The sequence below is a fragment of the Pseudoalteromonas sp. ASV78 genome, from assembly GCF_047806705.1.
Lineage (GTDB): Bacteria > Pseudomonadota > Gammaproteobacteria > Enterobacterales > Alteromonadaceae > Pseudoalteromonas > Pseudoalteromonas prydzensis_A.
Genome location: NZ_JBLOPA010000002.1, coordinates 828,997 through 844,106 on the forward strand (window position 1 = coordinate 828,997; position 15,110 = coordinate 844,106).

The window sequence follows — 15,110 nt, forward strand, 5'->3', positions numbered from 1 at the left end:
CGCGCAACAAGCTTAGTTACTCGACCTGCTCCGCACAGATCACCGCCAATGATTGCGGGGTAATTTCAATGCTCAGTTTATCGGCGCTTTTAACTTCGCCATCAAGTACATACTTTATTTCCTCCGTTGCCGATATTGCAACGCGTCGCGCATTGGTATGATGCGAATTAATAGCAAAGTGTGCTTGAGTGATACTGCTAAAGACCAGCTCAGCAATACTTAATACATTGGTGGATGCATCTTGGTTTGGGGTTAGCCAATTAACATCCAATAGACCATCGTAATGATCTGGCTGACCGCCTCCTTGTGCTAATAACGTAGTAAAAGGTGCCGCGTTGGCAATAATTAAACTATTGGTATGTATTTGCTGCGGCTCGTTATCATCTAACTGTACGGTAAAGTCTTGGGCTTTTTGTTCCCCTAAAGCCTGCCAAAACCCTTGTAAATATGCAAACTGACCCAGCTCGTTTTTAGTATCCCGATCTGCTTTTTCAATCATATGTTGTTCAAAGCCAATACCAGCCAACAGCAGCATCAACTCACCATTACAGTATGCTGTATCCATTAGCTTAGTCTGTCCGTCGATAATCAAATCACAGGCTACTTCTACAGGGATCAGTTTAGATTTGATCCCCATTAACACGTGAGCTAAAGCATTGGCTGTTCCCAGTGGAATAATACCTAGCTTACAGTCGCTATTAACTAACACACTGGCAACTTCTGCAACCGTGCCATCGCCGCCGCAGGCAATGATCATATCGGGATCATCAGCGATAGCCTGTTTTGCCAGCGAAATACCGTTTTGCTCCACTGAGGTGCAAAGCACTTTTAAATCATAATACGCCGACAAACGCGCAATAATTAAATGCTCTTTTTGTTGCCACAACTTGGTCCCAGACACTGGGTTCGCAATTAACACCGCTTTATTTTTAATAAGCAGCTCACCTTTGCGGTGACGCCTAACCAAATGGCGCAATTGGTGCTTGTTTAAGTTTGCCGTTGCGCGGGTTTCTTTAATTTGTGCGAGTACTTGATGTACATCGGCATTTTTATCTTGGCTTAATAAATAAGCGGCCATCACAAACACTGAACGCCCACGCCCTAAAGCACAGTGCACCACGACTCGGCGATCATTTTTAACATGATGAGCAATCCAGTTAATGGCTTGATTTAATTGCGATGATGTTGGTGCGCGATGATCGAGCACTGGAATATTTAAATAGTTTATATTTTCTTGCGTTGATGACCATTCAAGTCCATCAAATTCACAGGTTACATCTAAAACAGCAGTAATACCGTGATCTTTTAAACTATCGATATCTGAGGGAAACAAACGACACGCTAAAAACAAGTGTTCATTTATTTGTTGCAGTGGCGGTACTTTATCGTGCTTGCGGCTCCACGCATTGTACACTTGTGCACCCAGTAAAAAAGGAATGAATGCCCAACGTATATAAAATGGGATAACGCCATTTTCTCGTTTGCGAAAGATTTTTGCGAGATTAAAAAAGTAGGCACCACTTACCAATAATAAAGATAACGCCGTCCAATAAAATAGTAGTGCAAAATAGCTTGGACTAACCTGCCATCCCATAAAAATAAACACAACTGCCAATAATAAATAACTTATTGCTGCCCACATACATACTCCTTTTTGTTGTTAGTTTAGCAAATAATAAAAGCAATCTATGCGCCACTACCATGGCTTAAGAGCAAATAAAATTTCATATATATTTCAGTGTATTAAAGTATTATCCGATTAGTGCAGTGATACAAGCTTTGTTAACATAGGTTATTTTTACACGTCAATAGAGCTAACTTACACAGTTGAAAGTATAGATTATTAAATAACTTAGACCATAAAAAAACCTAGGTTATAAATAACCTAGGTTTGCTATAAAAACATATCGTTTAACTTTACACGTCGATTTTGGTTAACCAGCCATGCGTGTCTGCTGCTTTACCCCATTGAATATCGTTCAACGCTTGGCGTAAACGCATAGTCGTTGGGCCCGCGGCACCAGTGCCCACTTTATACTCTTTATCATTATGAATAAAAGTACCAACAGGGGTTAATACCGCAGCCGTGCCCGATAAAGCAGCTTCCGTGCCTGGCTTTGCAGCACGCTCGAGTAACTCAGTAACAGTAAAGTTACGTTCAGAGACCGTCATACCTAAATCTTTTGCAATCGTTAAAATACTGCTGCGGGTAACGCCGTGTAAAAACGTGCTATCTAGCGCTTTGGTGATGATTTCATTGCCATCGATTAAGATAAAGTTTGCCGCGCCTGTCTCTTGTACATCGCCACCAGGACAAAATAAGATTTGATCCGCTTTATGTTGTATACGAGCCGCCGTAATAGGTGCTAATGCACTGGCATAATTACCGCCACTTTTTATCATGCCCATGTGTGGGGCACAGCGCATACCGTCTTCTTCAAGTAATACCCGCAGTGCAGTCGCACCACCAGCAAAATAATCACCTACTGGCGATAATAGTACATATAACAGCGAGCTAAGTGATGGTACGGCTGCTTTACCAATCGCAGCTTCTGTGCCGATATGGGTAGGACGAATATACATAGAGCCCGGTGGTAATGGCGTTTCATCAGCGTATTGACGAACAATATCAATAATCATTTTTTCAAGCATCGGTCCATCGACCTCAGGCAAGCTTAATAAGTGCGAACTTTGCTTCATGCGGGCAATATTTGCATCCATACGGAAAATATAGACAGAACCGTCTTCATGGCGAAATGCTTTTAAACCTTCAAAACACGTACTTGAATAATGCAGAACATGTGCCCCAGCATGCAGCTCAATTTTATCTGAAGGAACAACTGAGCTTTCGCTCCAAGCGTTATCAGTAAAATGAGCTTGAATCATCTGCGGCATAAATACAGTACCGAATGCGGCCATTTAAATCTCTCTTATGTGGTCTATTTTTACCCCATTGTATGACATTCATGCACTGTTTAACCATCACTAAAACAAAGCATTTAGTATGAAAAGGTAATTTTTTTATAGTTTGCTCAAAAAAATAGTCTTTATTGCTGAAATCGCAGTAGCTAACAGGCTAATAAGGGTAAATAGTGAGCAACTTGATAATTTCCCCCAGCCAATGAAAAGTTGATCCTCGTAACTTGCGAAGCCGTATTTAGCTGCTAGGCTAAGTGATGGAAAATAATGAAAATAAAGTTAAGCCCTCATCATTTAGTTGGTTTTTTGCATCCATTTGACGTTATTAAACGTTTACTTAATGAAAAGAATAGTAGGAACTCTATGGAAACGGACGAATTGTTACCTCTGCTTAGCGCAACCGCTCAGGGCAATAAACAGGCATTTGCCAAGTTATATAACGCCACTAGCCCAAAACTATTTGCAATTAGTTTAAAGATGCTAAGTAATCGTGCTCATGCAGAAGAAGCCTTGCAAGATGCATTTGTAAAAATTTGGCATAACGCATCAGAATATCAAGTCACTAAAGGGACTGTGATCAGTTGGATGATCAGCATTGTTCGCTACCGAAGTTTAGACTCATTGCGCTATCACAAGGTACGCAAAGAACAAGCTTTAGATGACGACTATGCAAGCGCCGACGATCTCACAGATTTACCATTAGAAGTAGATTATGAAGATGGCAGTAAACTCGTTGATTGCATAGAGCAACTAGATGAACAGCAAAAACAAGCGATCCACTTAGCCTATTACAAAGGCTTAACTCACAGTGAGTTAGTTGATCATATTGAGACCCCGCTTGGGACAGTAAAAAGCTGGATCAGGCGCGGTTTGCAACAGTTGCAAAGGTGCTTAACGTTATGAATTATGACAACCAAAAACTCATCGATATGTTAGCGGCTGAATATGTACTTGGCACCTTAAAAGGCCCTGCCCGCAAACGCTTTCAACGATTAATGCTCTCGTCTAATCGCGTTAGAGAAGCGACATGGATGTGGGAGCAACATTTAAATAATTTGGCCAGTTCAATCAAGTCCGTGCCACCCGATAGCCATGTATGGGAAACAATCTCGCAACGTATCTCCCCTCAACAGCTCACTGAGCCAAGTAAGGTGCTCACCCCTAAAGCAAGTATTTGGAAAGCGTGGTCGTTAATTGCCACCGCTGCGAGCATTGTGTTAGCACTGATTGTTTGGCAGCCGCAAGCACCTGTTAGTCAACTGACTCAACAAATTGCGCTGTTTAAAGATGCCAGCGAACAGCCGCTGTGGTTTATTGATGTTAACGAACAAGGTTTATCAATAAAAGCCAGCGATAAATTGACCGCCAGAACCGATAAAGACTATGAGTTATGGATGATATTAAAAGGCCAAGATGCACCTATTTCTTTAGGTTTGTTACCAAAAGACGGGGTTAAATCGTTATTAAAAGACGCTCGCTTTAATGCGCAGGATATTGCATTACTCGCCGTAAGTTTAGAACCCATTGGTGGCTCGCCAACGGGCTCGCCCACCGAAGTGTTATACACCACTGAGTTGATTTTACTGTAAATAAACCAGTAACCCACCATAAAAAACCAGCTAATGCTGGTTTTTTATTTGATTAAAATCAGCAATATAAAAATAAATACACATTATATTAATATTATTTACTTTTCATTGCATCCAATGGTAACCACTGTGCGTATTAGTAATGACCACTATTTAAAACTAAAGGATACAGTCATGAAAGCTTTAACTGAGTCAATCTTAGCAGTAGTAGTATGTAGTACCCTAGTAAGCGCCGCAACAGAGGCGTCCAGTCACCGTGAAGCACCGAATATCAGCCGCTTCCCGACCTTAGATTCAACCGATTTTTATGCTTTTAATAGCTATGAGCAAGGCCGTGGTGATTATGTCACCTTGATTGCTAACTATATTCCACTGCAAGATGGCTATGGCGGGCCAAACTACTTTGCTATGGACCCTGATGCAACTTACAGCATCCACATCGATAATGATGGTGATGCCGTTGAAGATATTACCTTTGCATTTAACTTCAAAAGTATGCTGCCGAATGATAACCAAGGGGTCGCATTAACCGTAGGGCCAGAAGGTAACCAACGTAGCGTTGCAGTGCCACTGAAAAACGTCGGGGGTGTTGCCGCGGGTAACAATGCGGCGGTTAACTTTAGTGAATCATACACTATGACCATGATCGCCGGTGAGCAGCGCACTGGTAGTAAAACCATGCTGACCAATACCATGACCAGCAGCAATGAATTTCATAAGCCGCTAGATTATATTGGTGATAAAACATTCTCATCAATGGATGGTTACAAAAACTACGCAGCGCAATTTGTCTATCAAGTTGCCATCCCAGGTTGCGACGCGATGGCAAAAGTATTTGTTGGTCAACGTAAAGACCCGTTTGTCGTTAACCTAGGTAAAACCTTTGATTTAGTTAACTATGTACCGGTTGAAGGCGATAGCGCACCAGGCGCCGGTGATGGCGAAGGCTTCCCTGGTGGTATTACCCAAGATGTGGCAAACGATGATCTAGCTGACAAAAACGTGACCGCGATCGCCGTAGAAGTACCTAAAGCCTGTGTAACGGGTGAAGGTAATGGCACTATCGGTACTTGGACTACGGCCAGCTTGCCACAAGCACGCATTTTAAACCCAAACGCTAAATTTGCTAACAACGCTGCTAATGGCGGCGCATTAACCCAAGTGTCTCGCTTAGGTAATCCGCTTGTTAATGAATTAGTTATTGGCTTAAAAGATAAAGATACTTTCTCTACCTCTGCACCTAAGGATGACGGACAATTTATTGACTACGTCACGCACCCATCTTTACCTGAGCTATTAAACATTTTGTTTAAAGATGCTGTGAACACCACCTTAGGTGCAAACCTTGCTACCTTAGCACCGACTAATTTCCCACGTAATGATTTAGTTACTGCGTTTTTAACGGGCTTCCCTGGGGTAAACCAGTTAGCAACAGTAACCGGCGCCGAAATGCTGCGCCTAAATACTGCCATTGCCGCAAAAGCGCAGGCTGATCAATCTGCCTTTGGTGTGGCTGGTGATGATTTAGCGGGTTTCCCAAATGGTCGTCGCCCTGGTGATGACGTGGTTGATATTGCACTACGTGTAGTGATGGGTCGTTTATGCTACCCAATCCCAGTTAACGGTACCGATACAGATTTAGGTCTATGTGCGACAGATGATGCCAGTGTTGGTAATGTACCGTTTACAGATGGTGCACCACTTAACGCCACTATGATGGATGCCAGCTTCCCTTACTTAGCAACACCGCTTGCTGGGTCTAAATAAGGAGCACACTCATGCAACACTTTAAATTATCACATCTAGGGTTACTGCTTGCTGCGCTTACGCTCAGCGCCTGTAACGATGACGACGATAACAAAGTAACCACGCCACCTGTGGTGAATAAAGCCCCCACAGCGTCTGCTGCTATGGTGACCACACAAACTGAAGTGGCGATTGAAGACATGCTCGAAGGGTCTGATCCAGAAGGCGATAAACTAACGTTTAGCCTAGTGAAAGAACCAATGTTAGGGACTGTGGTTGTCAACAGTGATGGCAGCTATACCTACACACCTAACTTTGAAACAACCGGTTCAGACAGCTTTACCTTTGCAGTCAGTGATGGTGTCAACAGCCAAGTCACAGCAATGGTCGATATCACCATTGAAACACTTGAAGTTGATTTTGCACAATTTGGCCGCGCGGCGTTTAACCAAGCCGCCAGCGATAAACCGCTGAGCATCAATGGTCGTACGTTTACCAATGCAGACGAAACTGCCGACTTTGATGATCTGTTAGGCAACAATTAAACCATACTACAGCAAACTTGCAGGCCATGGATGGCCTTTTTAAGGAGAACACCATGACTGGCCGCACTTTTACTTATCTTATATTATTACTCTCATTGAATGCGGCCGCTGAGCCTTTCACCCCAGCAGATAACGACATCATCGCAACAGCACGGGCAACCAACACCGCACAGCTAAACCAAGATGAATTAATGGCCTTATTAAAGCAAAGCCAACAAGTGGGTAAAACAGAGCTACGTCAAGGTCTGCTCAAAAATCAATTACAACAACGCTATGCACAATCTGCAACGTCACAACTTGGCTATATGTACGCACGCGTTTTGCAACGCGAGCATCAATTTTCAGAAGCGATGGCAATCACAGAGGCAGTATTAAAACGCGATCCAAACCATATTAACACCCAACTACTGCGAGCGAATATGCTAATGGTGCAAGGTGAATTTAAAGCCGCTAAAAAACAGTGCTTGCAACTAATAGGGTTAACAACAATGGATGTTGTTAATACCTGCACACTCGATGTGCTCAGCCAAGACGGACAATTAGCACAAAGTTATCAAAGCTTAAAGAATAGTATTTTGAGCAATAAACAAAGCGATGACACTCGCCACGTATTAGCTGAAATGGCACTGAGACTTAATAAACCCGATGCAGCGCTCGCTCATATCCAGTCATTGCCATTAAAAACAGCCCCCGTCAGCCTTGTAGTGTTATGGGCAGATATTTATTTAGCACAGGGGAATTATCAAAAAGTGCTTAACACTTTGCCCACACTGGTAAATGAAAAACAAAATTTAGAAGATGCCTTGTTGCTGCGCTTAGCAATTGCAGAGCAACACTACAACGATAACTCGCTGACGCAATGGCAAAATTTAATGGCACAACGAGTGGCACTGCGTGAATTACGCCAAGATCGCTTCCATGCCAGTGACTTAGCGCATTATTATTTAGACATCAACAAACAGCCTGAAAAGGCCCTGTACTGGGCAGAGATCAATTGGCAACAAGCTAAACTTGATGCCGATCAGCAACTACTTACTCGTGCGCAAGGAGCATCACTATGAAGATATTTATTCGTCACTTGCTGTGCGGCGTATGTTTGTTTCTTGTAAGCACCGCACAGGCACATCAATTAAGTACTAGTTATATTACTTTAGATGCAACCAATGACAGCCAATTTACAGGCAGTTGGCAAATTAATGTCACTGATCTAGAACAACAAATAGCGTTTGATTTAAACCAAGATGGCGATATTGCATGGCATGAGATAACCGCAAAACACAGTGCAATCAGCGACTTCGTACTCACTTCTTTAACTGCAAAATCAACAGCTGCAAAATCAATGGATGAACAGGCTTGTGCATTCTATAGCAGCGCGCCCTTACAGCTTGACTCTCACTTTAATCAACCTTATGTGGTGATTGCCTTGCAGTTAGCCTGCCCTACAGCTGCAAGTAATGATGCCCTAACGCTTGCATATACGGCTTTTTTTGAGACCGACGCCAATCACAAAGCAATCGTGACTATCAATCAACAAACCCGTGTTATCAGTAAAGATAATCCAGCACAAACCTTTGATTTTGCGACGAGCAGTTACCTGACAACCTTTAACCAGTATGTGTACCAAGGCGTGCTACATATTTGGCTTGGTTTAGATCATATTTTGTTTTTAATTGCCCTGTTACTAACCTGCGTATTAGTTAGAAAAACCAGTAAATGGCAAGGGATAGAATCTAAAGCCACCATTTTTAAGCACACCGCATGGATAGTCACCGCCTTTACCTTAGCCCATTCAATTACGCTGACAGCAACGGCAATGCAACTTGTCTCGCCTAATAGCCGCTGGGTTGAATTAGGCATCGCCATATCAGTGTTATTTGCAGCACTTAACAATATTTGGCCTTTGGTTATACGCTTGGGTTGGGTAACATTTGCGTTTGGTTTATTGCATGGTATGGGCTTTGCCAGCGTTTTAGGTGAGCTGGGCTTATCGAGTGATTATCAATTACTCAGCGTATTAGCATTTAATTTAGGCGTAGAAATAGGCCAACTGGCTATCTTAGTTGTTGCCCTACCTGTACTTATTTGGGCCAGAAACTATCAGTGGTATCAAAAATGGGTCATGCCCGCAGGCTCACTCGTGATTGCGATAATCGCGGTGCAATGGTCTTTGGAACGAATTTAAAAGCATTAAGTCATAACTGAATATCAAAAGATTAATTGTAAACTTCACAGTGGATCAGCATTGTTGCTATGATTTATCCCTTCTAGCCTATCTCAACTTACAACACATTGAGATACTTAAAGTCGGTGTTAAGAATAAGGGAAATATATGCAGTGGTTAAAACCTATGCCATTAGTTGGGCGCTTTGTAACACTAGAAATATTAGATTCACACCATGTTGATGAATTAAAACTTGCGGTACTTGACGGAGAGCCTTGGCAGTTATGGTATGCCAATGTGCCTTCCCCTGAACATATGCAAAGTTACGTTGAGCATGCGCTTATTGAAGCAAAAAACGGCAATAGCGCATTCGCCGTAAGGTGTAATAATACCCATAAAATCGTTGGTACAACTCGATTCTATAACGTAGACACGCAGAATCAGCGCGCATTACTAGGCTACACATGGTATGCAATGGCTGTACGCAGAACTCCTGTGAATACTGAGTGCAAACTTTTAATGTTGACGTATTTATTTGATACTCACAATGCCATTGCCGTTGAGTTTAGAACACACTTTTTTAATCAACAATCACGAAAAGCCATTGAAAGGTTAGGTGCTAAACAAGATGGTATTTTACGCAGTCATCAAATAACAAAAGATGGCTCAATTCGCGATACTGTTGTTTATTCAATTATTGCATCAGAGTGGCCAGCCGTGAAGAATCATTTACTAAATAAACTAAAGTGTACTTAACTTATCATTTCAAGCATTACGATTTCAGTCCCTAATTAACGCAGCAAAGAGGATTAAACTATACCTCTTGTTGCTTAATTAGAATGGTACAAGCAACACCCGCATTGCAGGGCGAAGCGCTAATAAGAGCGTTGCTTTATCAACATGTGGATTAAGGGTTTTACGTAAGGTAATCCCATTTATCATTGCAAACATCACTTCGATACGGCTTTCAAGTTCAGTTGCACTAAGATCTTTTATTAAACTACGTTCACTCAATAACAGATTACGCATTTTCTCTCTGGCGTAACAATCTGACTTTCGCAACTGCTCTGCCACTTTGTCGTTGCGCGCCGCTTCTGCAAACATTTCTAAATCAAGTGCCCCTTGGTTTACATCAGTATGATGATCAACTGCATGGTCTAAACCATCGAGTAAAATCGTTACTAAGTCACCGGGTTGATCTTCAAACTCCTGAAAAATAGAGAACATTTTTTCCATATCCTGTTCAATAATCGATTCTATGATCGCTTCTTTACTGGCAAAGTAATTATAAATATGGCCTGCGCTCATCCCTGCGGTCTTTGATATTTCTGCCATTCCTGCACCGTGATAGCCTTTACGACGAAAGCAATCTGCTGCCGCACACAATACTTGATCACGCCGAGCCTGCGCCAATGCAGGATCGGTTTGTCTTTTGGATTTTTCTTTCATGTTTTCCTGCCAGGTAATCGCGAAAAGCGCCGCTTTTCTTTTAACCTAATCATTATCGCTAATTTACATGATCTTAACCACTGACCCTGTGCGTTACAATCAAGAACTTTATAAACTAGCGATAAAATAGCTAACCGCGGGCTTTAGCGGTTATTCACTGTGTTGGCCGGACGCTGCCAACCACCACCAACCGCTTTATACAGATTAATCTGACTCGCAATATAAGCTTGCTTACCACGGATCAACTGCTGCCCTGCACTCACCCAGTTACGTTGCGCATCAAGTACTTGTAAATAACTATCAGCGCCTTTATCAAAACGCGCTTCTGAGAGCGAAAAGGATATTTGGTTGCTGCTGTACAGCTCTTCAAGTGCCTTTAACTGCTGCATATAGCCTTGGCGATCAACCAACGCATCAGAGACTTCCTTAAACGCTTGTTGAATGGTTTGCTGATAGGTTGTCAGTGCAATCTGCTGCTGAGTTTGCGCAACATCTAAGTTAGCTTGATTTCGGCCCATATTAAAAATAGGCAGGTTAATAGAGGGAATAAAACTCCAAGTCCCCGTGCCGCCGGAAAACAAATTATCAAGTTCACTCGAGGCACTCCCAGCATTAGCCGTTAAACTAATGCTTGGGAAAAATGCCGCCTTAGCCACACCAATATTGGCATTTGCTGCAAGTAGCTTAAATTCAGCGGCTTTAATATCAGGACGCTGTTCAAGTAACTCTGACGGCAAGCCAACCGGCACCGTTGGGAAATTTAATACTTCATCTAAACTCTCAACAGGCAGTAATTGTGCCGTCACTGATTGACCGACTAATAGATCCAAAGCATTTTTATCACGCTTTAATAAGCGCTGATAATTGGCAATGTCTACTTTCGCGGTCGCCACCGTACTTTGAATTTGCGCAAGGGTGAGCTTTGATGCCGCCCCCAATGCATAGGTTTTTTCGGTGAGCGTTAGAGATTGTTGCTGACTCTCAAGCGTTTCCATCGCCAGTGCTAATTGCTCTTTATCCGCAGCATAATTTAGCCATGCATTCACCAACTCTGAGATTAAGCTAATTTTTACACTGGTTTGCGTTTGCTCTGATGCATACAAGGTTTGCAGAGCTTGATCCGATTGATTACGAATTTTACCCCATAAATCCAGCTCATACGCCGTCATACCCACTGTTGCAGAATAACTTTGGGTAATTTGTGCATTACCCGTGGATGATAAATCAGCAGGTAAGCGCTGGCGATTGCCCGATGCTGCAAAATCTATTGATGGATATAACGCAGAATCCTCAATTTGATACAGCGCACGCACTTGCTGCACATTAAGTGCAGCCAGTTTAAGGTCTTTATTATGTTGCAACGTTAATTCAATTAGGCTTTGCAGTTTTTCATTGGCAAAAAACTGCTGCCAGTTTAAATCAGCGATGTTACCTTGCTCACCCTGCACGGCATAACTATCAGGCACTGGCAGTGCGATATCTTCACGCGGTGGTGCCATTTGGCAAGCACTGAGCACACATACACTTAGGCTCGCTAAGCTTAACGTTTTGAATGTCATTATGATTGCTCCTGCTTAGCTTGCGCATGCTTACCAGGAAACATGCGTCTTACCAGTACAAAGAATAATGGTACAAATACCACCACAATAATTGATGATGCGAGTGTGCCACCAATCACTGAGATACCCAGCGCATTTTGCGCACCAGAACCGGCGCTTGAGGCAATAGCAAGTGGTAAGACCCCACATATAAATGCCATAGATGTCATCATAATAGGACGCAGTCGTAACCTTACCGCAGCAATTGCAGCCTCAACTAACCCCATCCCTTCATCCATTTTATGAATCGCAAATTCAACAATCAAAATAGCATTTTTAGATGCAAGCCCGATGGTCGTTAATAAGCCTACTTGTAAGTAAATATCATTCGATAAATTAGCTACAAATGCAGCCATCGCCGCACCAAATACACCTAATGGTACAATCATCATAACCGCAGCCGGAACAGACCAGCTCTCATAAAGCGCCGCTAGGCATAAGAACACCACTAACAGCGACAACGCGTATAACAATGGCGCTTGACCACCGCTTAAACGCTCTTCGTATGAAATACCAGTCCACTCAAACGCAATACCCGCAGGTAATTGTTTAACCAGCTTTTCCATTTCATCCATAGCTTGACCGGTACTGTAACCAGGCGCTGCTGAGCCTTGAATTTCCATCGCTGAAAAACCGTTATAACGTTCAAGACGAGGCGAGCCATAGGTCCAATATGACTGAGCAAACGCAGTAAATGGCACCATTTCACCACTGCTGTTACGTACGTACCATTTGTCTAAGTCCTCAGGTGCCATACGTGATTCAGGCGTGCCTTGCAGGTAGACTTTTTTCACTCGACCACGGTCAATAAAGTCATTTACATAACTACTACCCCACGCTGTAGACAAGGTATTATTGATATCAGCTTGTTTCAGGCCCAACGCTTCTGCTTTGGCTAAATCAATATCTAACTCAAGTTCTGGTTTGTCTTCTTGACCATTGGGACGCACGCCTGCAAGTACAGGGCTTTGTGCAGCCATGCCAAGCAACATATTACGTGCTTCTAGTAGTTTATCGTGACCAAGTCCAACCCGGTCTTGTAAAAATAGGGTAAAGCCATTAGCAGTACCAAGTTCTACAACCGCAGGTGGTGGGAAGGCAAATACAAAGGCTTCTTTAATCGTTGAGAAATAGCCCATTGCTTTACCTGCAACGGCACCGACCGATAAATCATCGCGTTGGCGCTCATCCCAATGTTTTAAACCAACAAAGCCAATCGCGGCATTTTGGCCAGAACCGGCAAAACTAAAGCCCGTTACACTAAATACTGAACGTACCGCTTCAGATTGATCTTCCAAGAAATGCTTTTCCATTTTCTCTACAACTTTTAATGTCTGCTCCGTCGTAGCGCCTGCAGGTAAACTTACTTGGTTAAATAAAATACCTTGGTCTTCGTCTGGTAAAAATGCAGAAGGAAGTTGTGAGAAGATAAAAATCATGCCGCCAACAATCAAGCCATAACACAATAAATAACGTTTGCTGTGTTTGATCATACGACTTACAAAGTTTTGTGCGCCGTTATTAGTTTTATCAAAACCACGGTTAAAACCGATAAAGAAACGACCAAATAATGATTTATTATTATGCACATGACTTGGTTTTAACATAGTCGCACACAATGCAGGTGTTAAAATTAATGCCACTAACACTGATAAACTCATTGCTGTTACTAAGGTCACAGAGAACTGACGATAAATAACCCCAGTGGAGCCTGCAAAGAACGCCATAGGAACAAATACCGCTGATAGCACCATAGCAATACCGACCAACGCACCTTTGATCTCGTCCATTGATTTACGAGTTGCTTCAAGCGGTGACAGCTTTTCTTCGGTCATTACCCGCTCAACGTTTTCAACCACAACAATAGCGTCATCAACTAATAAGCCGATAGCTAATACCATGGCAAACATAGTTAGGGTATTAATTGAATAACCCAGTACTTGCAGCACAGCAAAGGTACCTAACAATACTACAGGCACTGCAATGGTAGGGATCAGCGTTGCTCTAAAGTTTTGTAAAAACAGATACATAACCAAAAACACCAGCACAACCGCTTCAATTAACGTGCTCACAACCTTTTCAATCGATAATGAAACGAATGGTGTAGTATCGTAAGGAACAACACTGGCTAAACCTTCAGGAAAAAACGGTTCTAGTTCAGCTAATGCTGCTTTTACACCTGCAGCAGTATCGAGTGCGTTTGCACCACTGGCCAGTTTTACCCCTAAACCTGAGGCTGGCTTACCATTAAACCGTGCCACAACACCGTAGTTTTCACCACCTAGTTCAACTTTAGCAACATCCCCTAAGCGCACAACGGAGCCATCAGGGTTGGTTTTTACAAAGATATCTCTAAACTGATCAGGGGTTTGTAATCGGCTTTGCGCCGTCACCGTGGCATTTAGCTGCTGACCAGAAATAGCCGGTAGAGCGCCCAGCTGACCTGCAGATACTTGCGCATTTTGCGCACTGATTGATGCACTAATATCAGCAGGAGTCAGTTTATATTTTTGCAGCATATTAGGGTCAAGCCAGATACGCATCGCATACTGCGAGCCAAACAGCTGTACTTCACCTACCCCATTTACCCGCGAGACAATATCCTGCACATTGGAAGCAACATAATCACCAATGTCGATGTTATTCATGCTGCCATCTTCAGATACAAAACCCACCACCATTAAAAAGTTACGGGCAGATTTGGCCACCGATACACCTTGACGCTGCACTTCTTGCGGCAACAATGGCGTAGCTAAGGCGAGTTTGTTTTGCACTTGCACCTGTGCAATATCAGGGTCGGTATCCGCATCAAACGTCAGCGTTAATGAAGCTGAGCCGTTTGATTCAGAGGTTGATGACATATATAGCAAGCCATCTAAGCCTTTCATTTTTTGTTCAATAACTTGCGTTACTGTATCTTCTAAGGTACGTGCAGACGCACCAGGATAGTTTGCTTGAATACTAATTGCTGGCGGCGCAATAGCAGGATACTGAGCAATGGGTAGCCCTTTGATCGCCAGTATACCTGCCAACATAACCACTATAGCCAGTACCCATGCAAAAATAGGCCTGTCGATAAAAAATCGTGACATTAAAATACTCC

General features: G+C 42.9%; 12 protein-coding genes. 7 read left to right on the top strand and 5 right to left on the bottom strand.

Annotation, left to right across the window (positions count from 1 at the left end):
• Nucleotides 1–16: 16 nt before the first annotated feature.
• Entirely contained in the window at nucleotides 17–1,642 is a 1,626-nt protein-coding gene (locus tag ACMVDV_RS21550) for a diacylglycerol kinase family protein (protein WP_416159612.1), read from the bottom strand.
• A 275-nt stretch (nucleotides 1,643–1,917) separates the two neighbouring features.
• Nucleotides 1,918–2,919, bottom strand: a complete 1,002-nt coding sequence (locus ACMVDV_RS21555) for a branched-chain amino acid aminotransferase (RefSeq protein WP_416159613.1) — start codon at nucleotides 2,917–2,919, stop codon at nucleotides 1,918–1,920.
• Nucleotides 2,920–3,282: 363 nt separating this feature from the next.
• Here ACMVDV_RS21555 and ACMVDV_RS21560 point away from each other — a divergent pair, with 363 nt between their 5' ends.
• The 7 genes from ACMVDV_RS21560 to ACMVDV_RS21590 all read left to right on the top strand — a co-directional run bounded on the left by ACMVDV_RS21560 (nucleotide 3,283) and on the right by ACMVDV_RS21590 (nucleotide 9,716).
• Nucleotides 3,283–3,822, top strand: a complete 540-nt coding sequence (locus ACMVDV_RS21560; protein WP_064665384.1) for a sigma-70 family RNA polymerase sigma factor — start codon at nucleotides 3,283–3,285, stop codon at nucleotides 3,820–3,822.
• Nucleotides 3,819–4,508: an anti-sigma factor domain-containing protein gene (locus ACMVDV_RS21565; RefSeq protein WP_416159614.1), complete on the top strand. Its 690-nt coding sequence runs from the start codon at nucleotides 3,819–3,821 to the stop codon at nucleotides 4,506–4,508. The genes ACMVDV_RS21560 and ACMVDV_RS21565 overlap by 4 nt, the downstream gene beginning before the upstream one ends.
• Before the next feature lie 174 nt (nucleotides 4,509–4,682).
• Complete coding sequence (locus ACMVDV_RS21570) at nucleotides 4,683–6,275, top strand: DUF4331 domain-containing protein (protein ID WP_304180425.1); 1,593 nt, start codon at nucleotides 4,683–4,685, stop codon at nucleotides 6,273–6,275.
• A gap of 11 nt (nucleotides 6,276–6,286) precedes the next feature.
• Entirely contained in the window at nucleotides 6,287–6,799 is a 513-nt protein-coding gene (locus tag ACMVDV_RS21575; protein ID WP_416159615.1) for an Ig-like domain-containing protein, read from the top strand.
• Nucleotides 6,800–6,852: 53 nt separating this feature from the next.
• Nucleotides 6,853–7,860, top strand: coding sequence for a tetratricopeptide repeat protein (locus ACMVDV_RS21580; protein ID WP_416159616.1), 1,008 nt, complete (start codon nucleotides 6,853–6,855; stop codon nucleotides 7,858–7,860).
• Complete coding sequence (locus tag ACMVDV_RS21585; RefSeq protein WP_416159617.1) at nucleotides 7,857–8,981, top strand: HupE/UreJ family protein; 1,125 nt, start codon at nucleotides 7,857–7,859, stop codon at nucleotides 8,979–8,981. Before ACMVDV_RS21580 ends, ACMVDV_RS21585 begins: the two co-directional genes overlap by 4 nt.
• A 147-nt stretch (nucleotides 8,982–9,128) precedes the next feature.
• Nucleotides 9,129–9,716 (top strand): GNAT family N-acetyltransferase, encoded by a 588-nt coding sequence (locus ACMVDV_RS21590; RefSeq protein WP_416159618.1) that lies wholly within the window; start codon nucleotides 9,129–9,131, stop codon nucleotides 9,714–9,716.
• Nucleotides 9,717–9,794: 78 nt separating this feature from the next.
• Here ACMVDV_RS21590 and ACMVDV_RS21595 read toward each other — a convergent pair whose 3' ends face one another.
• The 3 genes from ACMVDV_RS21595 to ACMVDV_RS21605 all read right to left on the bottom strand — a co-directional run bounded on the left by ACMVDV_RS21595 (nucleotide 9,795) and on the right by ACMVDV_RS21605 (nucleotide 15,099).
• Entirely contained in the window at nucleotides 9,795–10,409 is a 615-nt protein-coding gene (locus ACMVDV_RS21595) for a TetR/AcrR family transcriptional regulator (RefSeq protein WP_416159619.1), read from the bottom strand.
• Nucleotides 10,410–10,552: 143 nt separating this feature from the next.
• The gene (locus ACMVDV_RS21600; protein WP_416159620.1) at nucleotides 10,553–11,968 is read right to left on the bottom strand and encodes an efflux transporter outer membrane subunit; all 1,416 of its coding nucleotides are present in this window, start codon (nucleotides 11,966–11,968) and stop codon (nucleotides 10,553–10,555) included.
• Nucleotides 11,968–15,099, bottom strand: coding sequence for an efflux RND transporter permease subunit (locus tag ACMVDV_RS21605; protein ID WP_416159621.1), 3,132 nt, complete (start codon nucleotides 15,097–15,099; stop codon nucleotides 11,968–11,970). Before ACMVDV_RS21605 ends, ACMVDV_RS21600 begins: the two co-directional genes overlap by 1 nt.
• Nucleotides 15,100–15,110: the final 11 nt, after the last annotated feature.

Excerpts from the sequence above, each read along its gene's own strand:
- ACMVDV_RS21580 (WP_416159616.1), top strand. The coding sequence starts at position 6,853 with ATGACTGGCCGCACTTTTACTTATCTTATATTATTACTCTCATTGAAT.
- ACMVDV_RS21595 (WP_416159619.1), bottom strand. The coding sequence starts at position 10,409 with ATGAAAGAAAAATCCAAAAGACAAACCGATCCTGCATTGGCGCAGGCT.
- ACMVDV_RS21550 (WP_416159612.1), bottom strand. The coding sequence starts at position 1,642 with ATGTGGGCAGCAATAAGTTATTTATTATTGGCAGTTGTGTTTATTTTT.
- ACMVDV_RS21585 (WP_416159617.1), top strand. The coding sequence starts at position 7,857 with ATGAAGATATTTATTCGTCACTTGCTGTGCGGCGTATGTTTGTTTCTT.
- ACMVDV_RS21555 (WP_416159613.1), bottom strand. The coding sequence starts at position 2,919 with ATGGCCGCATTCGGTACTGTATTTATGCCGCAGATGATTCAAGCTCAT.
- ACMVDV_RS21570 (WP_304180425.1), top strand. The coding sequence starts at position 4,683 with ATGAAAGCTTTAACTGAGTCAATCTTAGCAGTAGTAGTATGTAGTACC.
- ACMVDV_RS21605 (WP_416159621.1), bottom strand. The coding sequence starts at position 15,099 with ATGTCACGATTTTTTATCGACAGGCCTATTTTTGCATGGGTACTGGCT.
- ACMVDV_RS21560 (WP_064665384.1), top strand. The coding sequence starts at position 3,283 with ATGGAAACGGACGAATTGTTACCTCTGCTTAGCGCAACCGCTCAGGGC.
- ACMVDV_RS21600 (WP_416159620.1), bottom strand. The coding sequence starts at position 11,968 with ATGACATTCAAAACGTTAAGCTTAGCGAGCCTAAGTGTATGTGTGCTC.
- ACMVDV_RS21565 (WP_416159614.1), top strand. The coding sequence starts at position 3,819 with ATGAATTATGACAACCAAAAACTCATCGATATGTTAGCGGCTGAATAT.
- ACMVDV_RS21575 (WP_416159615.1), top strand. The coding sequence starts at position 6,287 with ATGCAACACTTTAAATTATCACATCTAGGGTTACTGCTTGCTGCGCTT.
- ACMVDV_RS21590 (WP_416159618.1), top strand. The coding sequence starts at position 9,129 with ATGCAGTGGTTAAAACCTATGCCATTAGTTGGGCGCTTTGTAACACTA.